Below are 24,120 nucleotides of genomic sequence, written 5' to 3' on the forward strand. Positions count from 1 at the left end.
GACAGGAGGGGCTACTCGCTGCGGGCGCGGCTTTCGAAGCGCGTGTACTCCGCGAGGAACACCAGCTCGACGGAGCCGATGGGGCCGTTTCGCTGCTTGGCGACGATGAGCTCCACGGGGATGACCGTGTTGCTCTGGCCGCCACCGCCGCCCCCTCCACCTCCGCCACCCCCTCCTCCCTCGCCGCCGTCCTCCTCGGTTTCACGGTGGATGAACATCACCACGTCGGCGTCCTGCTCGATGGAGCCGGACTCACGCAGGTCCGACAGCATGGGCTTGCCGCCCTTGCGCTCCTCCACCTTACGGCTGAGCTGGCTGAGCGCGATGATGGGCACCTCCAGCTCCTTGGCCAGCTGCTTGAGCGCGCGGGAGATCTCCGCCACTTCCAACTGGCGGCTCTCCACCTTGCCCTTCTGGTGCATCAGCTGGAGGTAGTCGATGACGATGAGCGACAGGCGCGGGTCCTTCTGCTTCACGCGCCGCGCCTTCGCGCGCAGGTCGAACGGGGACAGGCCGCCGGAGTCGTCGATGTAGATGGGCGCGTTGTAGAGGGCGCCCGCCATCTCCTGGAACTTCTCTTCGTCATGAGGCGACAGCCGGCCGCCGCGCAGCTTCTTCATGTCCACGCGCGCCGTGGACGCGAGCAGACGCATGAGCAGCTGATCCGCGGGCATTTCCAGGCTGAAGATGCCGACGGCCTTGTTCTCCTTGAGCGCCGCGTGCACCGCGATGTTCATGGCGAAGGACGTCTTGCCGATGCCGGGACGCGCCGCGAGGATGATGAGCTCACCGGCGTGCAGGCCGGTCAGCTGGTTGTCCAGGTCGATGTAGCCCGTGGACAGGCCCGTCACGCCCGTCGCCGCGGTCTTCATCTTGTCGAGCAGGTCGAGCGTCTGCTCCATCAGCTCGCTGACCGGCCGCAGGTCGCCTTCGCGCTTCTTCTCCGCGAGGAGGAAGACCTTGCGCTCGGCCTCGTCGAGCAGGACCTCCAGCTCCCCCGTCTCCTGGCTGGCGAGGTCCTGGATCTCCCGGCCCACGTTGGCCAGGCGCCGGCGGATGGCCTGGTCCTTGACGATGTTGGCGTACTGGACGGCGTTGGCCGCCAGCGGGACGACCTGGTCCAGGCCCATCAGGTACGCGGGGCCGCCCACCGCGACGAGCTGCCCGAGGATCTTCAGCTCCTCCGCGAGCGTCAGGTGGTCCACCTGCTTGCTCTGGGCATCCAGCCGCATCATCGCGGCGAAGATCTGCGCGTGCGAAGGGCTGGAGAAGTCGTCCGCGTGGACGACCTCCGCCACGGGCGTGATGAGCCCGTTGTCCGCCAGCACGGCGCCCAGCACCGCGCGCTCCGCGGCAAGGTCCTCGTGGACCCGCCGACCTTCCCTACCGTCCAGGACGTTCTGCATGGCTGCTTGGAACCTCTACAGGCAGCGTCTGACACGGTCCAGCGCCCGTCCAGTTTCCGGCAACAGGCCTGTAGCACCCGGTAGGTCCCGGAGGGATGCCGCGACCCGCCGTGGCGCCCGGGCAGCCTGACGGTGAACCGACCCGGGGCGTCGGACTACTCGGCCGCGCCCCACTGCTGGAGGAAGGCCTCCCGGTAGGTGCGACTGAGGATCACCGTGGACCCGTCCTTGAGGACGAGGATGCCGTCGCCGTGCGTCCACGGCTCCAGGCGGGCCACGGCCTCCAGGTTCACGAGGTCGCCGCGGTGCACGCGCACGAAGCGGGTGGGGTCCAGGCGCTCCTCCAGGGCCCGCAGCGTCTGGCGCACCAGGTGTTCGCCCTGGGCGGTGAGGAGCCGCACGTACTTGTCGTCGGACGACAGGCGCCACACGGTGTCCAGGCGCAGGGGGACCCAGCCCTCGCCCACCTTCACCACCAGCCGTTCCAGGGGGCGCTCCGGGCGGGCCTTGGCCACCGTGGCGAGCAGGGCGTCCAGCGCGGCGCCGCCGTGCGTCCCCGCGCTCAAGAGCGCATGGGCCTTGTCGAGCGCCCGGCGGAAGCGTCCTGCGTCGTAGGGCTTGAGGAGGTAGTCCGCGGCGTGGGCCTCGAAGGCCTGGAGCGCGAAGCGTTCGTAGGCGGTGGAGAAGATGACGGCGGGGCAGGCGTCCGGCCCGAGCGCCTCCAGGACCTCGAAGCCGGTGAGGCCGGGCATCTGCACGTCCAGCACCACCAGGTCCGGCCGCAGCGCCTCGATGCGCGCGAGCGCCTCCGTCCCGTCCTGGGCCTCGCCCACGCAGGTGAAGCGAGCGTCTGCGGCCAGGAGGCGCTTCACCTTCGCGCGCGCGGGCGCCTCGTCGTCCACCACCAGCACGCGGAACACCGTCATGACGCCTCCACCCGGGCCGCCTCGCGGGGCAGCCACACCGTCACGCGTGCGCCGCCCTCGGGGCCCGCGCCGCGTTCCAGCCGGGCCCGCTCGCCGTGCAGCAGCGCGAGCACGCGCGCCAGCTGCGTGAGCCCCACGCCGGGCCCGGAGGCCGGGGAGGGCGCGGTGAAGCCGCGTCCGGTGTCCTCCACCTCCAGCGCCCAACGGTCCGCCTCGGCGCGGGCGCGGATGCGCACCTCCAGCGCTCCGCGCAGGTCCTGGTTGTGCTTCACCGCGTTCTCCACCAGCGTCTGGAGCGCGAAGCAGGGCACGCGCTGGGCCTCCAGCCCCGGCGCCACGTCCCAGCGCACGTCCAGCCGGTCGCCGAAGCGCGCCGCGAGCAGCGCCACGAAGCGCTCGGTGTGGCCGCGCTCCTCGGACAGCGTCCAGGTGGGCTCGGTGCGCTCCAGGCTCGCGCGCAGCAGTTGGCCCAGGTCGCTCAGGAGGCGGTCCGTGCGCGGCAGGTCCTCGTACATCACCGACCCGATGGTGTGCAGCGCGTTGAAGAGGAAGTGCGGGTGCAGCTGGCCCGTGAGCGACTGGAGCTGTGCGGCCCTCAGCTCGCCCTCCAGCTCCGCGGACCGGAGCGCACGGGCCTGTCGCTCCCGCCACGCGTACAGGAGCGCGATGACCGCGCAGCTCAGGCCGTAGGAGACCAGGTCCTTCTGCGCCTCCATGGGCAGCGCGTACACGGCGGGCCCCAGGTCGTAGTCCCCCAGCTCCAGGACCGCGTAGATCGCGTGCCGGAAGCCCGCCATCAGCGCGATGTGCAGCGACGTGAAGAGGAGGAACGCCGCCGCGTGGATGCCCAGGAAGCGCATCCAGCCCACGCGGGGCGACGGCGCGTTGAGCACCGCCGTCATCAGGATGGGCAAGAGCAGCGTGACGGCCAGCGCGCTGGTCATCTCCCAGATGAACGCCGGCGCCCAGGGGCCCGGATTCGGCCGCATGAGCTGCGTCAGCCGCACCGCGCTGCCCTGCCACACGCCCAGGGCCACGCCGAACGCCAGGACCTTCAGCGCCGGACGCAACCGCAGCCGGGGCCACCGCCACCCTGTGGACGGAACATCCTCCCAGTCGCTCACCCCACGGCCTCCGGGGTCAGGACGCCCGGGGGCGCCGCGCGCGGCTTCATGCCGAAGAGCGGCCGCAGCCAGGACACGCGCGACACGCCCTCGCACAGCGCCAGCGTGACGGTGAAGGACAGCAGGAGCACCGCGAGGAGCATGGCCCAGGGACCCACCGGCAGGCGCAGACACAGGAAGCCCACGCAGACGATGACCGTCTGGTGGAGGATGTAGAACGGATACGACAGCGCCTGCGCGCGCGGAAGCCACGCGGGGGCCGTCCGCACGCGGTGACGCGCGTACGCCAGCGCCGTCAGCAGCCCGCTCCAGAGGAGCACCGTGCCCCCCACGATGGCGGGCACCACCGGCATGAGCGGCCACGGCAACACCACCTCCACGAAGAGCGCCGCCACCGCCACGGCCAGGAGCACGTGGCGCAGCGCCACCAGCCGGTCCCACGCGCCCGGGCAGCGGCCCAACAGGTGCCCGTAGAGGAACAGCAGGCCGTAGAGGAGGAAGGTGCGCGGATCATCCAGCAGCGCGTGCGTCTCCGGAAAGTCGCGCAGGAGCACCCGGGTGAGCGCCAGCGGGACCACGAGCCACAGCACGTTCACCCCTCGCGACAGCCACGCGTCCGCCCACGCGAGGAACCGTCCCCCGGCCTGCGTGCGCAGCGCCGCGAAGAGGGGCAGCGCCAGGAGGCAGTAGACGAACAGGTAGGCCACGAACCACAGATGGTGCCAGCTGAAGCTGCCCGCGGGGTAGGGCACGAAGCCGAACACCGTCGGGTAGAACTCGGCGTAGCTCCCCTGGAACTGCCCGCGGAACAGCCGCTCCACGTAGATCTGCGGCGGCACCACCACGAACATGCCGAACACCAGCGGCAGGAAGAGCCGCTTCGTCCGGTCCTTCGTGAACGCGCCCAGGCCGCGCCGCCGCAGCGCGAACGCCGTGCCCGCGCCGGAGATGACCATCAGGAGCGGCATGCGCACCAGGTGCAGCACGGACATCACCGGCTCCAGCGCCGGCAGCGCCTGGGGGCTCTTCACGTGCCACTCCCAGGTGTTGAACATCATCCCGGTGTGGAACAGGTGCAGCACCACGATGGCCAGCACCCGGAGCCAGTCCAGGTCGGGGTGGTGCGCGGTGACGGGGCGGGGTGGGGCGCTCATGCGGTGGGGACCTCCAGGCGGTGTCCGCCGGGGAAGTACCCACGCCCCGGTCACTTCTTCCACGCGGATGCCGTGAGCCGGACCCCGGGCGGCGCCAGCCGGACGTCCGGAAGGGGGCACCACGGCCTCCTGGAACGCGAAAAGGACCGCCCGGTTTCCCGGACGGCCCTTCCCGTTGAAGCGATGGAGCGCTTCAGGTGAAGCGGTGGACTACTCGGCCACCACGTCGACCTTGATCTTCGCCGTCACCTCGCGGTGCAGGCGCAGCTCCACGTCGTAGCTGCCCAGCGACTTGATGGGCTCGGCCAGGTGCAGCTGGCGGCGATCCACCTGCTGGCCCTGGGCCGCGAGCGCCTCGGCGATGTCCAGCACCGTGACGGAGCCGAACAGCTTGTCCTGCTCGCCCACCTTGCGCTTGATGGTGACCTTGACGCTGCCCAGCTTCTTGGCCTGCTCGTCGGCGGCGCCCTTCAGCTTGGCGTTGCGCGCGGTCTGCACGGCCTTCTCGTGCTCCAGCTGGCGCAGGTTCTGCTCGCTGGCCAGCACCGCCTTCTTGCGCGGCAGCAGGAAGTTGCGGCCGAAGCCGTCCTTCACCGTGACGAGCTCGCCGGACTTGCCGAGGTTGTCGATGTCCTCACGCAGAATGACCTTCATGTCTGTCTCCTGTGTTGCGGACCGGCGACTAGCCGACCACCGCGTTGTAGGGGAGGAGCGCGATGCCGCGGGCGCGCTTGATGGCCACCGCCACCTCACGCTGGTGCTTCGCGCAGTTGCCGGAGATGCGGCGGGGGATGATCTTGCCGCGCTCGGTGACGAAGTACTTCAGCGTCGCCTGGTCCTTGAAGTCCACCTGCGCGTTCTTCTCCGCGCAGAAGCGGCAGACCTTCTTGCGGCCGAAGCCGCGACCACCGCGCTTGTCGTCGTCGCCGCCCATGCCGCGGTCGCCGCGATCACCACCACGGTCGCGGTCACCGCCGCGATCACCGCCACGGTCGCCACCGCGCGAACCGCCGCCGTAGCCGCCACCGCCACCGGGGCCGCGGGAAGCGCCCGCGCCCTGCTTGCTATCCATGCCGTTGCTCATGAACGTTCTCGTTTCCTGGAAGGTTGGGGGAAGGTCCCGACAGAGGCGTTACGCCTCCTCGGAGGACTCCTCTTCCGAATCGCCACCCGCGAACTCGGACGACTCGCCGCCGCGGAAGCCACCCTCGCGGTCCGCCGGAGCGCCCGGACGCGTCTCCTCGACGTCGCCAGCCAGCTTCAGGTCCTCGAGCACCGGACGCGACTCGGGGTCCACCTCGTCCGCGATCTTCACGGAGATGTAGCGGGTGACCTCGTCGATGTTGCGCAGGTTGCGCTCGATCTCCGCCACCAGCTTGCCGTCACCCAGGAAGCTCGTGTGGACGTAGATGGCGCGGGGCTGCTTGGCCACGGGGAACAGGGTCTTCTTCTTCCCCCACACCGTGAAGCGGAGGACCTTGCCGCCCTCACGCGAAACGATGCCGCGGACGCGCTCCTTCAGCTTGTCCACGTTGTCGTCGGTCAGGTCCGGCTTGACCAGGAAGATGGTCTCGTACTCACGAAGCCGCTTGGCGGCCTGCGTCTCTGCCATGTTTCTCTCCCCTTGGGGTCGAGTGCCCCCCGGACCATCCGGGGAGCGGGGAAACGGCCGGCAGCCCTCGAAGGCCACCACCGGGGACGGGAAATCCTCTCGCGCGCCCGTCACCGCCGCGCCTTGGCCCGTGCGTGAACACGGGAAGCTTTGAAAGAACATCCACCGGACCGCGTGGGACGCACTCCGGGGGAAGGGGGCTTCTAAGAGGACCCCTCCCGCAAAGTCAAGCGGAGCCAGGAGGAGGAGGGGATGCCAGGCGGCCCGGCCCGCTTCAGGCCCGGCGGTTGTGGCGGTTCATGGCCGTGGAGAGCCCGTCGCGCACCCAGCTCTCCGCCATGTCCGCCGCCTTGCCGATGAGCTCCTCCAACTGGCGGCGCTCGCCGTCGTCGAAGTTGGACAGCACGTAGCCCGCCACGCGCTCCTTGGCGTTGGGCCCCTCCGGCTTGCCAATGCCCACCCGCACGCGGATGAAGGCGTCCTCGCCCAGGCACTGCACCATGCTCTTGAGGCCGTTGTGGCCCCCCGCGCCGCCGCCCGCCTTGAGCTGCAGCCGGCCGAAGGGCAGGTCCAGCTCGTCGTGCACCACCAGCACATCCTGCACGGGAATCTTGTAGAAGCGCGCGGCCTCCGCCACGGAGCGGCCGGACAGGTTCATGTACGTCTGCGGCTCCACGAAGAGGATGCGCTCGCCGCCCAGGCTCCCCTGGCCCACCCGCGCCTGGAACTTGTCCTGGGTGAGCTCCGCGCGGGCGCGGGCGAGCAGCGCGTCCACCACCATGAACCCGACGTTGTGGCGGTGGCGCTCGTATTCGCGCCCGGGGTTGCCCAGCCCGCAGATGAGCTTCATGGAAGGCTCCCAACAAGGCCCCCGCGAAGGGGGCCGGAAAAGACAGCGGGGCAGGCCCTGGAAAGAGGCCCGCCCCGCGAACAGATACAGAAACGGCGGAAGAGGACTACTTCTTCGCCGGGGCCTTGGCCGCGGCCGCCGCGGGGGCCTTCGCGTCGCCCGCCGGGGCCGCCTTGCCCGCCGCCGCCGGGGCCGCCGCAGCAGCCGCCGCCGCCGGAGCCGCCTCCGCCGCTTCCGGCGCGGAGATGGTCGCGATGGTGTAGTTGACGTGCGTCTTCACGGACACGCCCTCGGGGAGCTTCACGTCGTTCACGTGGAGGGCTTCCGCGATCTTCAGGTTGGTGACGTCCACTTCAATCTGGAGCGGGATGGCGCCGGGGAGGGCCCAGACCTCCAGGTTGCGGCGGATCTGCGTGAGCAGGCCGCCGTCGGCCACGCCCGCGGCCTTGCCGGTGAGCACCACCGGGATGTTCACCTTGACCTGCTCCTTCTCGCTCACGGCGATGAAGTCCGCGTGCAGGATGTCGCGGGTGAGCGGATCCATCTGGTAGTCCTTCAGGAGGACCTGCTGCTCGTTGCCCGCCAGCTTCAGCTGGATGAGCGTGTTCAGCTTGTGCGGGGTGTTGATGGCCGTGCGGATGCCCTTGGGGTCCACGGAGATGTGCAGCGGCGCCTTCAGGTGCTTGCCGTAGACGACGGCGGGAACGCGGCCCTGCGCGCGCAGGCGGCGGGCAACGCCCTTGCCGGAGTTGTCACGGGCCTGGGCTTCGAGGGTGCTCTTTTCGGTGGCCATGGAAAGGCTCTCTTTTCGGTGGGTACCGCGGGGTTCACCGGCGTCTGGGCGCCCTCGGCATCCCACCCCCATGGTGGGCCCCGAAGACGGCGCCCGGGCCGTGATGACTGGCCCTTGGAACCGGTGGAGGGGGCCGGACATGCCAGCCCCCGGGGTCCTTCGTCAAGCCGCCCGGACTCCAGGCGCCGCTCCGTGCGGAGGCGCCCGGGCGGCCGCTTCGCCTAGACGAACAGCGAGCTCAGCGAGTCCGCGCGGTGGATGCGCGCGATGGCCTCTCCGAAGAGGGCGTCGGTGTTCAGGGCGCGGATCTTCGGGCACCCCTTGGCGTTGGCCGCCAGGGGCACCGTGTCCGTGAAGACGACCTCCTCCAGCACGGAGTCCGTGATGCGCTGGATGGCGGGGCCGGACAGGATGGGGTGCACCGCGTAGGCGACCACCCGGCGCGCGCCCTTGTCCTTCAGCGCGGCGGCGGCCTGCGCGAGCGTGCCCGCCGTGTCCACCATGTCGTCCACCAGGATGGCGTCCTTGCCCTTCACGTCGCCAATGAGGTTCATCACCTCCGAGGCGTTGGGGCGCGGGCGGCGCTTGTCGATGATGGCCAGGCCCGTGTTCAGCCGCTTGGAGTAGGCGCGCGCGCGCTCCACGCCGCCGGCGTCCGGGCTGACGATGACCAGCTCGGTGGGCTCCGGGAAGCGCTTGCGGATGTCCTCCAGGAACACCGGCGAGCCATAGAGGTGATCCGAGGGCATGTTGAAGAAGCCCTGGATCTGCCCGGCGTGCATGTCCATGGACACCACCCGGTTGACCCCCGCGACCTCCAGCATGTCCGCCACCAGCTTGGCGGTGATGGGCGTGCGGGCCGCCACCTTCCGGTCCTGCCGCGCGTACCCGTAGTACGGCATCACCGCGGTGATGGAGCCGGCGCTCGCCCGCTTGAGGGCGTCGCACATGATCAGCAGCTCCATCAGGTGATGGTTCGCCGGCGGACACGTGGACTGGACGATGAACACGTCCTGTCCACGCACGTTCTCGCCGATCTCGACGTGGATCTCCCCGTCGGAAAACGTGTCCACCGTCGCCTTGCCCAACGGACGCTGGAGGTACTCGCAGATGCGCTGCGCCAACGCCGGGTTGGAGTTCCCGGCGAACACCTTGAAGTCACGCGACGGCTGCATGGGGGCGCTGACTAACCCGTGCGCGCCCCGAAGGGAAGATCGTTAGTCGAGTTCCGCGGCCACGGGGCCGAGCGTCCCGTTCTGCGCCTGGTGAAGGTGTTTCTCGTACTCAATCAGGATGACGCGCTCCATCTGGCTGCGCGTGTCCGCGTTGAGCGGGTGGGCAATGTCCTTGTAGGTCCCGTCCTTCCGTTTTTTCGCGGGCATCGCGATGAAGAGCCCGGTGGAGCCGTGGATCACCTTCAGGTCGCGCACGACGAAGCAGTGATCCAGGGTGATGGTGACGTACGCCTTGAGCTTGTCCTCTTCGACCGGAAACACCCGGACGTCGGTGATGTTCATGGTCCCCCCCCGAACCTGTAAGGCCGGAGCTATGGGGAAGCCTGGGACAGACGGGAGGTGAAAATCAAGCACCCCCTACCTGTCGCGCTGGGGACCGTTCACTGGTCCTCCCGGTGTCATGCCCCGAAGGGCCAGTGACTCACCAGGTGGGCAAGAAATGCCAGGTGGTAGACGACGATGATGGCGTAGACGACGGCCCCCGCGCGGATGGCCAGGCGGCTGGCCTTGAGCCGGCGGTGCAGGCACAGCAGGCACAGCCCCGCGTTCACGATGAGCAGCTTGGAGAACATGAAGAGCAGCGGAGACTGCTCGTACGCCACGCGCATCACCGGGTTGAGCTCCTCCGCCACCCCCAGCTGCAGGAAGAGCAGGGTGAAGAGCCCGTCCAGGAGGTTCAGCATGAGCAGCGCCACCGACGCCGGTGACGTGTAGAAAGAAGCCTGCTGCGCCCAACCCCCCGCCTGCACCCCATCCGCCGTCGCCGCCACGCCCCACCCCCAAGGTTTCCGACCGTGTCCCTGGGCCGGGGGCTATTCAAATCCCTTGCCAGGGCTTGACGGGACTTGCCGGAAAGCAGCCGGGCAGGCGGCCGAAGGCGGGGGCTTGCGCCGCCGGAAACGAAATTGACGGGAAGGGGTGGGTCGCGGAGATTGGCCCCGCCCAGCCCCTCCCGGACGAGTGTGCCTTGCATCAATTCCCCAAAGATATCGGGTGGATAGAGGTCATCTGCGGTTCGATGTTCTCCGGCAAGACGGAGGAGTTGATCCGCCGCGTCAAGCGGGCGCTGTACGGCCGCCAGAAGGTGCGCGTGTTCAAGCCGCGCATCGACACCCGCTATGACGAAACGCAGGTGGTGAGCCACAGCCAGTTGAAATTGACGTCCCTGCCCATCGAAAGGGCTGAAGAAATTTTCCGGCACCTAGCCCCCGACACGCAGGTGGTGGGCATCGACGAGGTCCAGTTTCTGGGCGGAGAGGTGGTCCAGGTGTGCGAGGCGCTCGCCCAGAAGGGCATGCGCGTCATCTGCGCGGGCCTGGACCAGGACTACCAGGGGCGCCCCTTCGAACCCATGCCGCAGCTGATGGCGGTGGCGGAGTACGTGACGAAGGAGCTGGCCATCTGCGCGGTGTGCGGGAACCCGGCCAACCGTTCGCAGCGCATCATTGGCAGCGAGGAGCGGGTGGTGGTGGGCGCGGCCGGTGCCTACGAGCCGCGCTGCCGCAAGTGTCACGTGGCGGAACCCGCGGAAGCGAGCCCTCCGCGGACGCTGAACCTGTTCGACTGAAAGCCGCCTCAAGCCTGGCGCGGGAGCCCCATTCCGATGCGCGACACCCTGTACGCGAACGTGCCCTTCCAGTTGAACGAGCTGGCCCACCACTACGGGCCCAACGTCCACCTGGTGGGAAATCCGTTTCTCCTCTCACAGCTGGCCACGTTGTGCGCCAAGGGCACGCTGCAGCCGCAGATCAACCGGCTGGTGGAGCAGCTGTACACGGACCTGGTGAAGACGGTCATCAACGCGGAGTTCCCGCGCAAGATGGTGACCCTTCCCACCCGCATGATCGACTCCACGCCCCTGGGCATCTACCAGGGCGAGGTGGTGGATCCGCAGCTGCGCGTGGTGACGGTGAACATCGCGCGGGCGGGGACGCTGCCGTCGCAGGTGACGTACGACCTGCTCAACTTCACGGTGGATCCGTCCCTGGTGCGGCAGGATCACATCATCATGAGCCGGATGATCGACGCGGCCCAGGCGGTGGTGGGCTCGGAGATTGGCGGCGCGAAGATTGGCGGGGACGTGGACGACGCGTTCGTGCTGTTCCCGGACCCCATGGGGGCCACGGGCGGCAGCCTCTCCACGGCCATCCAGCTCTACAAGACGAAGGTGCCCGGGCGGGCCCGGCGCATCATCACGCTCAACCTCATCGTCACGCCGGAGTACCTGCGCCGGATGACGACGGAGCACCCGGACGTCATCATCTACGCGCTCCGTCTGGACCGCGGCCTGTCCCCGCCGGAGGTGTTCGGCACCGCGCCGGGGCTGCTCTGGGACAAGGAGCGGGGCCTGGATGACCGGCAGTACATCGTCCCCGGCGGCGGCGGCTTCGGGGAGATCATGAACAACGCCTACGTGTAGAGGGAGCACCCGGTGACGTTCCACGAGAAGGATGTCGGCGTCCTCATCTCCGAGGAGGCCGTGCAGGCGCGCGTGAAGGAGCTGGGCGCGCAGATCACCCGCGACTATCAGGGCAAGGAGCTGACGCTCATCTGCGTGCTCAAGGGCTCCGCGTTCTTCGCCATCGACCTGGCGCGGGCCATTGATCTGCCGCTGACGCTCGAGTTCCTGGGCGTGTCCAGCTACCACGGCGGCACGGAGTCCACGGGCGAGGTGCGCATCACCACGGACGTGTCCAAGCCGATGGCGGGCAAGCACCTGCTCGTCATCGAGGACATCATCGACACGGGGCTCACCATGAGCTTCCTGCTGGAGAACCTCCGGGCGCGCCACCCGGCGTCGGTGAAGATCTGCTCGCTGCTGGAGAAGCCCGCGCGGGCCAAGACGAAGGTGGACATCGACTACAAGGGCTTCGTCATCGAGGACAAGTTCGTCGTCGGTTACGGCCTGGACTACGGCGAGAAGTACCGGAACCTGCCGTTCATCGGCGTGTGGAAGCACGTCTGAGAGACGCCTGATGGGCCTGGCTGCCCCTCCCTTCGGGGTGGGGGCCTTGGGACTGCGAGGGCCTTGTCCACGCGCCGCAGTGCGGCCGTGGGCAGGGCCCTCTCGCGTTGTGGGGCGCACGCATGCGCAGCCTCTCCTCTGGACACCTCGAGGAGGGTTGACCATGCGAGACGGGAACGTGAGGGCTTCCCCGCGGACGGCGACAGCGGGCGGGGAGGCGATGCAGAAGTACCTGGCGGAGGCCATCGGCACGTTCGTGCTGGTGCTCGGCGGCGTCGGGGCGGCGGTGCTGGCGGGCGACCGCATCGGCTTTCTGGGGGTGGCCTTCGCCTTCGGGCTGTCGCTGCTGGCCATGGTCTACACGATTGGCCCCATCTCCGGCTGCCACGTGAACCCGGCGGTGACGGTGGGCCTGCTGATGGCGGGCAAGTTCGACAAGCGCCATGTGGCTGGATACGTCATCGCGCAGTGCGTGGGCGCCATCGTCGCGGCGGGCGTGGTGCTGCTCATCGCGAAGGGCGCGCCGGGAGGGTACTCCGCGGGCGCGGAGGGGCTGGGCAGCAACGGCTATGGGGCGGCGTCGCCGGAGGGCTATGGCGGCGGGGCGGCCTTCCTCACCGAGGTGGCGCTCACCTTCCTCCTGGTGCTGACGGTGCTGGGGGCCACGGACTCGCGTGCGCCGGTGGGCTTCGCGGGCCTGGCCATTGGCCTGGTGCTGACGCTCATCCACCTGGTGGGCATCCCCATCACCAACACGTCGGTGAACCCCGCGCGCAGCCTGGGCCCGGCGCTGTTCGCCGGAGGCGCCGCGTTGGGCCAGCTGTGGCTGTTCATCATCGCGCCACTGCTGGGCGCGGCCTTCGCGTCCGCCGTGTACCGGCTGGTGGCCCGCCCGGCGGTGCAGATTTCGGCCGCGCGCGCGGAGCAGGCCCTGGAAGAGGAGCGCCGCGAGCGCATCGTGGGCGGCCGGCGCGACATGGAACGCCCCGTCTGAGCCGTGGACGCACGAAGGCCGTGCCTCGCTCGTCGCGGGGCACGGCCTTGGGTGTGAAGCAGGGGAGGGTGGGGCCCTAGAAGGCGGCGTCGAAGACGACGTCGTTGGCGGCGCCCACGCCCACGGCCACCTGGTAGGAGGACACGCGGCGCTCGAAGAAGTTGGTGAGCTCCTGCACGTCCTGCAGGTCCATGAAGTGCAGCGGGTTCTTGGTGTGGAAGACGGGGGCCATGCCCAGCATCTGGAGGCGCTGGTCGGCCACGTACTCCAGGTAGCCGCGCATGTCCTGCACGGACAGGCCCGCGACGCCGCCGCTCAGCAGGTCCTGCGCGAACTGCGTCTCGCACTCCACCGCGTCGCGCATCATCTGCACCACGTCCCGCTCCAGGCTCGCGTCGAAGAGGTCCGGCTCCTCCTTGCGCGCCGTCTTGATGGCCTCGAAGGCGAAGGCCATGTGGGCGGACTCGTCGCGGAACACCCAGTTGGTGCCCGCGGCCAGGCCGTTCAGCAGCCCCTTGCTGCGCAGGAAGTACACGTACGCGAAGGCCGCGAAGAAGAAGAGGCCCTCGATGCAGCCGGCGAAGCAGATGAGGTTCAGCAGGAACTGGCGGCGGTCCGCCTTGGAGCGGACCTGATCCAGCGCCTGGATGCTGTCCATCCACTTCATGCAGAAGCGCGCCTTGCGCTGGATGGACGGGATGTTGTCCACCGCCGCGAAGGCCTTGGCGCGCTCGGCCGGGTCCGGCACGTAGGTGTCCAGGAGCGTCAGGTAGAACTGGACGTGCAGGGCCTCTTCGTAGAGCTGGCGCGACAGGTACATGCGCGCTTCGGGCGCGTTCAGGTGCTTGTAGAGGTTGAGCACCAGGTTGTTGCCGACGATGGAGTCTCCCGTCGCGAAGAAGGCCACCAGCCGGTGGATGAGGTGACGCTCCGCGTCCGTCATCTTCGAGCGCAGGTCCACCAGGTCCGTGGAGAAGTCCACCTCCTCCACCGTCCAGGTGTTCTTGATGGCGTTGCGGTACATCTCGAAGAAGACGGGATACGCCATGGGGCGCAGCGTCAGGTTCATTCCCGGATCGAGCAGCATTGCTTCGGCACTCCCTTACTCACACGACGACAGGGGACAGCAGGGTGGGGGACCGCCAGGGGACTACTGGCAGGCCTCGCACGCCTCGGGGTTCTCCAGCGAGCACGCCACCGCTTCCGCCTCCGCGGTCACCGTCTGCGGCGCGGACGTGGGGGCGGCGGTGAGGGTCGGGCCGCCCTGGCCCACGGTGGCCTTGGCGATGCGGGTGGCCGGGCGCGAGCGCAGGTAGTAGGTCGTCTTCAGCCCCTTCTGCCACGCGTAGAAGTACATCGAGGACAGCTTCCCGATGTTGGGCGTCTCCACGAAGAGGTTGAGAGACTGGCTCTGGTCGATGAAGGCGCCGCGGTCCGCGCCCATGTCCAGGAGCGAGCGCATGGGGATCTCCCACGCGGTGCGGTAGATGGCGCGCAGCTCCTCCGGCAGCTCCGTGAGGTCCTGCACGCTGCCTTCCGCCAGCTTGATGCGGTTGCGGGTGTTCTCGTTCCACAGCCCCAGCTGCTGCAGGTCGCGCACCAGGTAGCGGTTCACCTGGAGGAAGTCACCCGACAGCGTCTCGCGCTTGAAGAGGTTGGACACCTGCGGCTCGATGCACTCGTAGCAGCCGGCGATGGACGCGATGGTGGCCGTGGGCGCGATGGCGATCATCAGCGAGTTGCGCAGGCCCACCTTCATGATGCGCGAGCGCAGCGCGTCCCAGCGCAGCGTGTCCTCCGGGACGATGCCCCAGCTGTCGAACTGCAGCTCGCCCTTGGCCGCGCGCGTCTCCGGGAAGGCCGGGTGCGGGCCGAACTGCTCCGCCAGGTCGGACGAGGTGACGAGCGCCGCGTAGTAGATCTCCTCCGAGATCTTCTTGGACAGGTTGCGCGCCTCGGCGGAGTCGAAGGGCAGGCGCAGCTGGAAGAAGACGTCCTGGAGGCCCATCAGGCCCAGGCCCACCGGGCGCCAGCGGCGGTTGGAGTCCGCGGCGGTGGGGATGGGGTAGTAGTTGAGGTCGATGACGCGGTCCAACTGCTTGAGCGCGAGCATCGCGTTGGAGCGCAGGAGGTCGAAGTCGAACTTCCCGTCCTTCACCATGCGGCCCAGGTTGAGCGAGCCCAGGTTGCACACCGCCGTCTCACCCTGGCTCGTGACCTCCAGGATTTCGGTGCACAGGTTGGACAGGTGGATGACGTTGCCGGGCTGGCCGGTCTGGTTGCTCTTGCGGTTGGAGATGTCCTTGAAGGTCATCCAGCCGTTGCCCGTCTGGGCCAGCACCTTCATCATCCGCGCGTACAGGTCGCGCGCCTTCACCTTGCGCACGGCCTGGCCCTGCGCTTCGGCCTCCACGTAGGCCTTCTCGAAGGCGTCACCGAAGAGGTCGGTGAGGTGGGGGACGGCCTTCGGGTCGAAGAGGCTCCACTCCTGGTCCGCCTCCACGCGGCGCATGAAGAGGTCCGGCACCCAGTTGGCCAGGTTGAGGTTGTGCGCGCGGCGGGCCTCGTCACCGGTGTTGTCGCGCAGCTCGAGGAAGTCCTCGATGTCCGCGTGCCAGGTCTCCAGGTACACGCAGCACGCGCCCTTGCGCTTGCCGCCCTGGTTCACCGCCGCCACGGACGCGTCCAGCGTCTTGAGCCACGGGACGATGCCGTTGGAGTGGCCGTTGGTGGACTTGATCAGCGAGCCGCGCGCGCGCACGCGGTGGTAGGCCACGCCGATGCCGCCGGAGAACTTCGACAGCATCGCGATGTCCGAGTACTTCTTGTAGATGGCGTCCAGCTCGTCCGCCGGCGAGTCCAGCAGGAAGCAGCTGGAGAGCTGCTCGTGGCGCGTGCCGGAGTTGAACAGGGTGGGCGAGGACGGGAGGTACTCCAGCGAGCTGAACAGACGGTAGAGCTCGATGGCCTCGCGCGCGTTGTCGCCGGACAGGGCGCAGGCCACGCGCAGGAAGAAGTCCTGCGGCGTCTCGATGACCTCGCGCGTCTGCGGGTTCTTGAGGAGGTAGCGGTCGTAGACGGTGCGCAGGCCGAAGTACTCGAACAGGTCGTTGCGGACCGGGTCGATGGCGGCGTTGAGCTTGCGCGCGTTGGCCTGGACGAAGGTGAGCAGGCGGTCCGCGATGAGGCCGTGCTTGTGGCCGGCGGCGACGGACTGGCTGAAGGACTGGATGTCCTGGTTGCTGACCTCCTTCTGGATGAAGGTGGAGAGCAGGCGCGCGGAGAGCCGGGCGTACTCGGGCTCTTCCACGATGAGCGCCGCGGCGGTCTGGATGGACAGGCTGTCCAGCTCCCGCGTGGTGGCGCCGTCATACAGGCCGCTGATGGTCTTGGTGGCCACGCGCATCACGTCCACGCGCGACAGGCCCACGCAGGACTTGCCCACCGCGCGGACGATCTTGTTCAGGTCCACCGGCTCCGCCGTGCCGTTGCGCTTCTTCACCCGCATGGTGGTGGTGAAGTCACCGGGGGCCGACGGGGCCTGCGTGGCGGGCGCCACGGTGGCGGAGTCGGGGGGCGGCGAGGCGACGACGTTCGGCTTCAAGGGCGTCTGGACGGTCACGGGCGTCTCACTTCCGAGCAAGGCAATAGCGGAGCCACCAGGGTGGGCGGACCCCGTGGGCGATGGCTTCCGGAGATGGCAGGGGAGGGCTACTTCCGATCAGGACCCGCGGGTCTGGCGACAGCGACCCGACATGTAGCGAATTGTCTGGCAGATGTGTGTGTCGATCAAGAAAACCACACCGGCCTCCGGGTTCCGTGGGCGTGCCCCCTTGGTGGCGGGCGAGCAACAGAGGAGACCCAAGCTATGGGGGGTCATCCGGTGTGTCAACGCAAGATCCTGTGTAAACCTGCCGGGTAGGTCGGATCGATCATTGCAATCTATGATCATTCACCGACACATTTCCGGCCGTCCTTTGGGCGACATTTACAGGCGCGCAAAGGCCGGTCGGGCCCCGTCTTTTTTACCCCCTCACCCAACCCCTGGAGATCAGGGCTGCGCGCCCGCGTCGGGGGTTGGAGCGGTTGTCGGGGGCGTGGCGGACGCGTCACCGGCGGGTGTCGGGGCGGCGGGGCGGGGGGCGGGTGCTACAGGGGTGTTGTCCGGGGCGCTGTCGGTGTGGACGGCGCGGCGCAGGGCCTCCTCCAGGTCGCGGGCGGCGGGGCCCACGGTGCTGAGCATCTGGTTGGCGGCGCGGGCGTGGCGGTTCTCCGTCTCCGCGGCGAGCTTGAGCTGGGCGAGGCCTTCCGACACGAGGCGGCGCGCGTCCTCCAGCTTCTGGCGCGCCTGGTAGAAGGCGACGTCGGTGAGCATGGAGTGGAGGCTGCGGCGCTGCTCCTCCGTGATGCCGGAGAGCTTCTCCGCGCGGCGCAGGTAGTAGAGGCCGCGCTCCACCTTGGCGGGCTCGCCGGACGCGATGCGCGGGCGGGCCAGGGTCTCCAGGAGGGGGAAGAGGGCGCGGTCCAGGTCGTCACGGTCGGTGAACTTCTGCTGCGTCAGCAGGGTGACGTCCTGGCCTTCCAGGGGCACAGGCGCGTAGGCGTCCGCGAGGCGCGGGTCCCCGGGGCGGTAGGCGGCGGCGCCGGTGGGCAGGGCGCGGCCCTTCATCACCACCAACTCGCCGTTCTCCTGCACGACGGTGAAGGTGCGGGCGTTGAGCTGGCCCAGGAGGAAGACGACGCCGGCGCCCAGGCCCAGGATGACGAGGAAGACGACCAGCCGGGTGAAGGTGCGGCGGGCCCGGTAGCCGAAGCCCTGGGGGGAATGGGTGGTCATGTCGCCTGCTCTCCGGTCGGACGGGCGTGGGCCCGTGGGTGGGTGGCCATGAAATTGGGTCTTCTGGGACTCCAACGCTACAGTCCTGGGCCCGCCGGGATCATCATTTGCAATCGACCTTTCGACGCATGGGGCCCAGCGAGCTGCTGCCCCGCTACATCTTCGCGGAGAGTTTGTTCGCGCGCCGACGGGTGCTCGAGGTCGACGCCGTGGCGTCCACGGGCGGCGAGAGCGCGCGCTTCCTGGTGGAGCGGGGCGCGCGCACCGTGGTGGCGTGCGACGCGGACGTGGTGGCGGTGGAGGCCGCGCAGAAGGCCCATGCGCACCCGCAGGTGCGCTTCCGGGCCAACGTCTATGACGACCTGGAGGCGGGAAGCTTCGACCTGGTGCTGGTGACGGACCTGGCGCCCTACGTGCGCGCGCCGGAGCTGTTGGCGGAGCTGGCGCGGCTGGTGGCCCGGCAGGGCTTCCTGGTGGGCGGCCTGCGCAACATCGCGGGGCTGGCGCTGCCCCAGTTGATGGAGCCGGAAGAGACGGTGCCGCCCACGTACGGACAGCTGTTGGACGCGCTGTCCGCGCACTTCCCGCATGTGGAGGTGGCCACGCAGTCGCCGGTGCTGGGCTACCAGCTGGCGTTCGAGCGCGGTGAAGGGCTGCAGGTGGACGGCTCGCTCGTGCGGCACAGCGAGGCGGCGTACTTCGTGGTGATGGCGGGCCTGGAGCCGGCGCGGGTGGTGGACCCCACGTGGGTGCAGCTGCCGCCGGAGCCGCTGGCCTTCACGCGCGGCAAGCTGGACGAGGTCGCCGCCCGGGCCAGGACGTGGGAGGAGCGGGCGGGGCGGCTCAAGGAGGCCGTGTCGAAGCTTCGCGCGGAGATTGGCGACCGCGAGGCGGAGGTCGTGGCGCTCAAGCCGGCGCTGGAGGGCGCGCGGCAGGACATGGCGCGGCTGACCGCGCAGCTGGAGCAGGCGCGGGGCACGGTGGAGTCCGCTCGCGAGCGGGATGACCTGAGCAGCCGGCTGCGGCGGCGCGAGCTGGAGTTGCAGGTCGCCACGGAGCGCATCGCGGACGCGGACCGGCGGCTGGCGGCGCAGCGCCTGGAGGTGGAGGCGGCGCAGCGGGCGCAGGCGGACGCGGGCGTGCAGGTGCTGGCCGCGCAGGAGTCGCTGCGGCTGGAGCGGGCCCGGCGCGAGGAGACGGCCGCGACGCTGGACGAGTCTCGCGAGCGGCTGACGCAGGCGTACACGGAGCTGCGGGCGCTGCAGGATGAGTTGGGGGCGCTGCGCATCGACCGGGAGCGGGACCGGCTGGCGGCGGAGCGCGCGCAGGACAGCGCGGAGGACCGGCGCCGGCAGGCGGAGGCGGCTCGCGAGCGGGAGCTGCGCATCGCGGAGCAGTATTCGACGGCGCTCGCGGCGGTGGAGCACCTGAAGGCGGAGCTGGCGCGCGCACAGGAGTCGGCGCGGACGGTCGGCGACGCGGTGCCGGTGAAGGAGGCGGAGCTTGCGCGGGCGCGCCGGGAGCTCGCCGAGGCCCAGCAGCGGATGCACTCCGCCGAAGGGGCGCGCAAGGACGCGGAGGCGCGGCTTTCGGAGCGTGAGTCGCTGCTGCGCGGTGTGGAGACGGAGCTCGCCGCGGCGCGCGAGGCGGCAGGCCGGCTGGCGCGGGAGCTGGAGGGACGCGCGCAGTCGGAGTCCGCGGCGCGGGCGCTGGCGGCGCGGTTGGAGGAGGAGCTTCACGCGGCCGGGCTGCGCCTGGAGGCGCTGGAGGCAGAGCAGAAGCGCGTCGAGTCCGCGCAGCACGTGGCGGGACAGCGGCTGGCGGCGGCGGAGACGGAGCGCGTCCGCGTGGAGGCGGCGCTCGTCCAGGCCATCGATGCGGAGCGGGCGCAGGCGCAGGCGCAGTTGGAGGAGGCGCTCACCCAGGCCCGTGCCGAGGCGGATGAGCGGGTGACGAACGCGCTGGCCGCCGCGCATGCCGACGCGGATTCGCGGCAGGAGCGCGCGCTGACGGAGGCCCGTGAGCAGGCGGAGGCCCGGCTCGCGCAGGCGCTGGAAGAGGCGCGGACTGAGTCGGAGGCCCGGCTCGCGCAGGCGCTGTCGGATGCGGATGCCCGTGTCGAGCGCGCACGGGCGGAGGCGCGGGAGGCCGCTCAAGCGCTGGATGCCGCCCGCGCCGATGCGGATGCCCGTGTCGAACGTGCGTTGTCGGACGCGGCGCAGGTGTTGGAGGTCGCCAAGGCCGACGCGGACGCGCGTGTCGAGCGCACGCGGGTGGAGGCGGCGCAGGCGTTGGAGGCCGCCCGGGTCGATGCGGATGCTCGACTGGCGAAGGCGCTGGCGGAAGCGGAGAGCCGCCGGGAGCAGGCGCTCGCCGAGATTCGCGCCACCGCTTCGGCTCAACGCAGCAAGCAGCTGGCGGACGTCGAGGCCCGTACGGCCCAGGCGCTCGCGGAGGCGCGTGCCGAGGCGGAGGCCCAGCAGGCCCAGGCCCTGGCCGAAGCCCGCGCCGAGTCCGAGGCCGAGCGCGTCCGGCAGTTGGAGGAAGCCGAGGTCCGCTCGGCACGGATGCTCGCGGAGGCGCGCGCCGAAGCCGAGGCCGTCTTCGCCCGTCGGTTGGAGGAGGTGGAAGCCCGCGCGGCCACCGCGCTCGCTGAAGCCCGCGCCGAGTCGAGTGGCCAGACGGAACAGGTTCTCGCCGGCGTCCGCGCCGAGGCCGAAGCGCGTCTCATGGCGGCGGAGGCCCGTGCCGCGGAAGCCCTCGATGCGGCGGTCGAACAGGCCCGCTCCGAGGCTCGCGATGTCCTGGCCCGTGAGGTGTGGGAGCACGGCGCCCGGCTCGCGGAATCGAACCAGGCCCGAGAGGCCGCCGAGGCTCGCAACACGGAGCTGGAGGCAGCGCTCCGCTCGCTGCGGCAGGAGCTGACCGACTCGGAAGCCCTGGCGGCGCTCATCCAGGAGGACCTGTCGCGGGAGCAGAAGGCCCGCGCGTCGGTGCAGGCAGAGCTTGCTGCGGCACGCGAGGCCCTGTCCTTCGAACAGGAGCGGGGGGCTCGCTGGGAAGCGCTGCTCGCCGATACCCAGGCGCAGCTGCTGGCGGAGCGCGAGCAGCAGTCCCGCGCGCAGGTGGCGCTCGCGAACCTTCAGGAGTCGCTCGACGCCGAGCGGGCCCTTCGCGCCCGTTTGGAGGGCTCCGAGTCTTCTTGGAACGAAGCGCAGAGCGCGCTGGAGGCGGACCGGCTGCGGCTGGATGCCGCGCTGGGGGTGGCGCGCACGGTCCTGGAGGAGGAACGCTCGCAGCGGGCCCGACTGGAGACGGCGTTCGCCCAGCTCCAGCAGGACTCCGCGTCGGCGCTGGAGGAGGAGCGCGCCCGGGCCGAAGCCTCGCGGGTTTCGGCGCAGGAGTCCCGGACACAGCTCGAAGCGGAGCTGTCGGCGGCGCGTGCCGCGCGGCTGTCCACCGAAGCCGCCTTCGAGCAGACGCGGCAGACCCTTTCAGAGGTCCAGGCCGCCTTCACCGAAGCGCAGCGGACGAACGAAGCCGCGATGCAGGAGCTGCGGCAGTCGCACGAGGCCGCGTCGGACGAGGCGCGTCGTTATGCCCGTGAGCTGGACGAGGCCCGTGCCGCGCTGTCGGACGCGAAGCAGTCGCAGGCGGCCCTGGAGTCGACCGTGCGCGAGCTTCGCGCGGAGCTCACCGAGGCTCGGCGGTCCGAGATGGAGGCGCTGTCCTCGCTGGATGAAGCGCGCACGCAGGATGCTCGCGACCGTGAGTCTCGCGCGAAGGACGAGTCCGCGCTTCGTTCGGAGCTGGAAGCCCTGCGCGCGGAGCTCACGGCTCAGCAGGTGCGCGTGTCCGACGCGGAGCAGGCTCGGGCCGAGGTCGAGATCCGGCTCTCGGAAGTCGAGGCGCGCCGTGCCGAGCTGGAAGCGTCGTTGTCGGACTCCGAGTCCCGCCTCGCGGCAGAGGCGGCCCGCTTCGGGGCCGAGACCGCGCGAGCGACCACGCTGGCGCAGGCCCTGGCGGAGGCCGAGGCCCGGCAGGCGGCCGTGTCTTCACAGCGGACCACGCTGGAGCAGGCGCTCGCCGACGCGGAGGCCCGTCACGCCGACGATGCCGCGCGACTGGCCTCGCTGGAACAGGCCCTGGCGGAGGCGGAGTCTCAGCGGGCCAGCGAGACGGCGCGCCATGCTTCGCTGAGCCAGACGCTCGCGGACGCGGAGGCCCGGCTTGCCGCCGCGTCGACACGGCGCTCGGAACTGGAAGAGGCGCTCTCGGATGTGGAGGTCCAGCGGACCACTGAAGCCACGCGACGTGCCGAGCTGGAAGCGTCGCTCGCGGAGGTGGAGGCCCACCTGGCCGCGGAGTTCACGCGCCGCGCCGAGCTGGAAGCGTCCATCGCCACGGCGGAGTCCGCGGTGGCCGCCGGGTCCACGCGCCGCTCCGAACTGGAAGCTTCGCTGAAGGACGCGGAGACCCGTCTCGCCACGCTGGAGCAGGCGCTCGCGGACGCGGAGAAGCGCGCCGCCTCCGAGACGTCGCGCCGTGTCGGACTGGAAGCCTCCCTGACGGAGGTGGAGTTCCGGCTCGCCGCCGAGACGGCGAACCTCAGCGCACTGGAGGATTCGCTCGCGCAGGCGGAGGCCCGGCTCGCGGAAGGCTCGCGGTCGCAGGACGCGGCGCTCGAGTCCGAGGCTCGGGCTGCACGCCTCGCGGAAACCCTTTCCGCGCGCGAGCAGGAGCTGCGCGAGGCCGGTGCCCTGCGGGTCTCCATGGAGGCGCAGCTGGAAGGCGCGCTCTCGCGGGCCGAGCGGCAGCAGCAGGACCTGGACGAGCTGCGCGGGCAGCTGGGACTGAAGGAGCAGGAGCTGACGGCCCTGCGCGCGGAGACGGCGCGCCTGGGCGCCGCGCACCAGGAGCTGATGCGCCTGGGCTCCGAGCTGCAACGGGCGCACGCCGCGCTGCATGAGCGGAACCAGCAGGTCGGCCGGCTGGAAGCGGAGCTGGTGGACGCCAGCGACCGGCTCGCCGCGACGCGCGAGCACGCGGAGGTGCTCGTGGTGCAGCTCGAGACCGCGCGCCGCTTCGCGGGCAAGGCCACGACCCTGGAGTCGTCGCTGGAAGGCCTGCGCGCCGAACTGGAAGCCGCGCGCGCGGACGCCGCCCGCCTCACGGAGACCGCCCAGAGCGGGAACGAGCGCACCGCCTCCCTGGAGGCCCAGCTCGCGGAGCTCACCGCGCGCGCGGAAGGGGAGCGGACCGACCTGGAAGCCCGGCTCGCGAGCGCCGCCACCGAGAAGGCCGCGCTGCAGGTTCGCTTGGAGGAGGTCTCCTCGGAGCAGGCCGAACTGGAGCTGCGCCTGACCGAAGCGCTCACGAGCGCCGGCACGGACAAGGCCACGCTGGAGCTGCGCCTCAACGAGGCACTCGCAAGGGTCGGCCTGGAGAAGGCCGAGCTGGAGTCGCGCCTCAACGAGGTCCTCGCGAACGCTGGGACGGAGAAGGCGGAGCTCGAAGCACGCCTCGCCGAAGCGCTCGCCCAGGCCGCCACGGAGAAGGCGGAGCTCGAAGCCCGCCTTGCACGATCCGCCGAACAGACCCGCGAGTCCTTTGCCGCACTGGAGGCCCGGCTCGCCACGGCGCTCGCGGACGCCCAGGGTGGACAGGCCGCGCTGGAGGCCCGCGTCACCTCGCTGACCCAGGCCGTCGCCGACGCGGAGGCCCACGCCCGCCGCGCGGACGCCGAGCGCACCGCCATGGCCTCCGAACGCGAGCGCCTCCAGTCGGACCTGACCGTGGCCCGCGCCGCCCGCGTCCGCCTGGAGGGCCGCACCAACTCCCTGGAGACCGCCGCCGCGGACGCCGCGCGCCTGCTGGACACCGAGCGCGCCGAACGCGACCAGCTCGCCGCGCGGATCCGCGAACAGCAGGCCCGGCTGGAAGCGTTGGAGGCCGAACGCGCGACCCTGCTCCAGGCCGTGGAAGAGGCCCGGAGCGCCGCCGCCCCGCCCCCGGAGGACGTGCTGGAGATGGCCGCGGAGATGGAGGTCCTCCAGGCCCACGTCGAGAAGATGCAGGACCAGCTCGCCGCCCGGGAGGCCGAACTGGCCGAGCTGCGCCGTGCCAGCGCCCCCGCCGCCTCCGGGACTTCACGCCGGGCCATGCCCGCCCTGGACGTCCCGTCCGCGCCCAAGAAGGTCGGCGAGCGCGAATAACCGCCGGCG

Annotated in this window: 20 protein-coding genes; 5 read left to right on the plus strand and 15 right to left on the minus strand. The window is 70.4% G+C overall.

Annotated elements, in window-relative coordinates:
• Positions 1-11: 11 nt before the first annotated feature.
• The 12 genes from dnaB to KYK13_RS13145 all read right to left on the minus strand — a co-directional run bounded on the left by dnaB (position 12) and on the right by KYK13_RS13145 (position 9,870).
• Positions 12-1,406 carry a replicative DNA helicase gene (gene dnaB, locus KYK13_RS13090; protein WP_223644577.1) on the minus strand — a complete coding sequence of 465 codons (1,395 nt, stop codon included), beginning with the start codon at positions 1,404-1,406 and terminating at the stop codon, positions 12-14.
• Between the two features lie 155 nt (positions 1,407-1,561).
• A complete protein-coding gene (locus KYK13_RS13095) occupies positions 1,562-2,332 on the minus strand; it encodes a LytTR family DNA-binding domain-containing protein (protein ID WP_223644579.1) in 771 nt (256 codons plus the stop codon).
• Positions 2,329-3,456, minus strand: coding sequence for a sensor histidine kinase (locus tag KYK13_RS13100; protein ID WP_223644581.1), 1,128 nt, complete (start codon positions 3,454-3,456; stop codon positions 2,329-2,331). Before KYK13_RS13100 ends, KYK13_RS13095 begins: the two co-directional genes overlap by 4 nt.
• A complete protein-coding gene (locus tag KYK13_RS13105; protein WP_223644583.1) occupies positions 3,453-4,610 on the minus strand; it encodes an acyltransferase in 1,158 nt (385 codons plus the stop codon). The genes KYK13_RS13100 and KYK13_RS13105 overlap by 4 nt, the downstream gene beginning before the upstream one ends.
• A 210-nt stretch (positions 4,611-4,820) precedes the next feature.
• Positions 4,821-5,264 (minus strand): 50S ribosomal protein L9, encoded by a 444-nt coding sequence (rplI, locus tag KYK13_RS13110; RefSeq protein ID WP_223644585.1) that lies wholly within the window; start codon positions 5,262-5,264, stop codon positions 4,821-4,823.
• Between the two features lie 28 nt (positions 5,265-5,292).
• Positions 5,293-5,694, minus strand: a complete 402-nt coding sequence (gene rpsR, locus KYK13_RS13115; protein WP_223644587.1) for a 30S ribosomal protein S18 — start codon at positions 5,692-5,694, stop codon at positions 5,293-5,295.
• 48 nt (positions 5,695-5,742) lie between these two features.
• Positions 5,743-6,222: a 30S ribosomal protein S6 gene (rpsF, locus tag KYK13_RS13120; protein ID WP_223644589.1), complete on the minus strand. Its 480-nt coding sequence runs from the start codon at positions 6,220-6,222 to the stop codon at positions 5,743-5,745.
• A 274-nt stretch (positions 6,223-6,496) separates the two neighbouring features.
• Positions 6,497-7,072, minus strand: coding sequence for an aminoacyl-tRNA hydrolase (gene pth, locus KYK13_RS13125; RefSeq protein WP_223644591.1), 576 nt, complete (start codon positions 7,070-7,072; stop codon positions 6,497-6,499).
• Positions 7,073-7,178: 106 nt separating this feature from the next.
• Positions 7,179-7,865 carry a 50S ribosomal protein L25/general stress protein Ctc gene (locus tag KYK13_RS13130; protein ID WP_223644593.1) on the minus strand — a complete coding sequence of 229 codons (687 nt, stop codon included), beginning with the start codon at positions 7,863-7,865 and terminating at the stop codon, positions 7,179-7,181.
• 221 nt (positions 7,866-8,086) lie between these two features.
• The gene (locus KYK13_RS13135) at positions 8,087-9,040 is read right to left on the minus strand and encodes a ribose-phosphate pyrophosphokinase (protein ID WP_223644596.1); all 954 of its coding nucleotides are present in this window, start codon (positions 9,038-9,040) and stop codon (positions 8,087-8,089) included.
• Positions 9,041-9,082: 42 nt separating this feature from the next.
• Positions 9,083-9,382 (minus strand): septation regulator SpoVG, encoded by a 300-nt coding sequence (spoVG, locus tag KYK13_RS13140; RefSeq protein WP_014395244.1) that lies wholly within the window; start codon positions 9,380-9,382, stop codon positions 9,083-9,085.
• A gap of 116 nt (positions 9,383-9,498) precedes the next feature.
• Positions 9,499-9,870 carry a DUF5658 family protein gene (locus tag KYK13_RS13145; protein ID WP_223644598.1) on the minus strand — a complete coding sequence of 124 codons (372 nt, stop codon included), beginning with the start codon at positions 9,868-9,870 and terminating at the stop codon, positions 9,499-9,501.
• Positions 9,871-10,067: 197 nt separating this feature from the next.
• On the opposite strand from KYK13_RS13145, the gene KYK13_RS13150 reads away from it, so the two are divergent.
• The 4 genes from KYK13_RS13150 (at position 10,068) to aqpZ (ending at position 13,059) form a co-directional block, all read left to right on the plus strand.
• On the plus strand, positions 10,068-10,667 hold the full coding sequence (locus KYK13_RS13150; RefSeq protein ID WP_223644600.1) for a thymidine kinase: 600 nt from the start codon (positions 10,068-10,070) through the stop codon (positions 10,665-10,667).
• A 36-nt stretch (positions 10,668-10,703) separates the two neighbouring features.
• Positions 10,704-11,519 carry a uracil phosphoribosyltransferase gene (locus tag KYK13_RS13155; protein WP_223644602.1) on the plus strand — a complete coding sequence of 272 codons (816 nt, stop codon included), beginning with the start codon at positions 10,704-10,706 and terminating at the stop codon, positions 11,517-11,519.
• Positions 11,520-11,531: 12 nt separating this feature from the next.
• Positions 11,532-12,065, plus strand: a complete 534-nt coding sequence (hpt, locus tag KYK13_RS13160) for a hypoxanthine phosphoribosyltransferase (RefSeq protein ID WP_223644604.1) — start codon at positions 11,532-11,534, stop codon at positions 12,063-12,065.
• Between the two features lie 163 nt (positions 12,066-12,228).
• On the plus strand, positions 12,229-13,059 hold the full coding sequence (gene aqpZ / locus KYK13_RS13165; protein WP_223644606.1) for an aquaporin Z: 831 nt from the start codon (positions 12,229-12,231) through the stop codon (positions 13,057-13,059).
• 76 nt (positions 13,060-13,135) lie between these two features.
• Here the strand turns inward: aqpZ and KYK13_RS13170 are convergent, their stop codons facing one another.
• The 3 genes from KYK13_RS13170 to KYK13_RS13180 form a co-directional block, all read right to left on the minus strand.
• Positions 13,136-14,146: a ribonucleotide-diphosphate reductase subunit beta gene (locus KYK13_RS13170; RefSeq protein WP_223644609.1), complete on the minus strand. Its 1,011-nt coding sequence runs from the start codon at positions 14,144-14,146 to the stop codon at positions 13,136-13,138.
• A 63-nt stretch (positions 14,147-14,209) separates the two neighbouring features.
• Positions 14,210-16,681 carry a ribonucleoside-diphosphate reductase subunit alpha gene (locus tag KYK13_RS13175; protein ID WP_370645347.1) on the minus strand — a complete coding sequence of 824 codons (2,472 nt, stop codon included), beginning with the start codon at positions 16,679-16,681 and terminating at the stop codon, positions 14,210-14,212.
• Between the two features lie 429 nt (positions 16,682-17,110).
• The gene (locus tag KYK13_RS13180; RefSeq protein ID WP_223644611.1) at positions 17,111-17,896 is read right to left on the minus strand and encodes an IF-2 protein; all 786 of its coding nucleotides are present in this window, start codon (positions 17,894-17,896) and stop codon (positions 17,111-17,113) included.
• Between the two features lie 128 nt (positions 17,897-18,024).
• On the opposite strand from KYK13_RS13180, the gene KYK13_RS38860 reads away from it, so the two are divergent.
• Positions 18,025-24,111, plus strand: coding sequence for a methyltransferase domain-containing protein (locus tag KYK13_RS38860; protein ID WP_255654234.1), 6,087 nt, complete (start codon positions 18,025-18,027; stop codon positions 24,109-24,111).
• The last annotated feature ends 9 nt before the right edge of the window (positions 24,112-24,120 follow it).

Source organism: Corallococcus sp. EGB (assembly GCF_019968905.1).
Classification (GTDB): domain Bacteria; phylum Myxococcota; class Myxococcia; order Myxococcales; family Myxococcaceae; genus Corallococcus.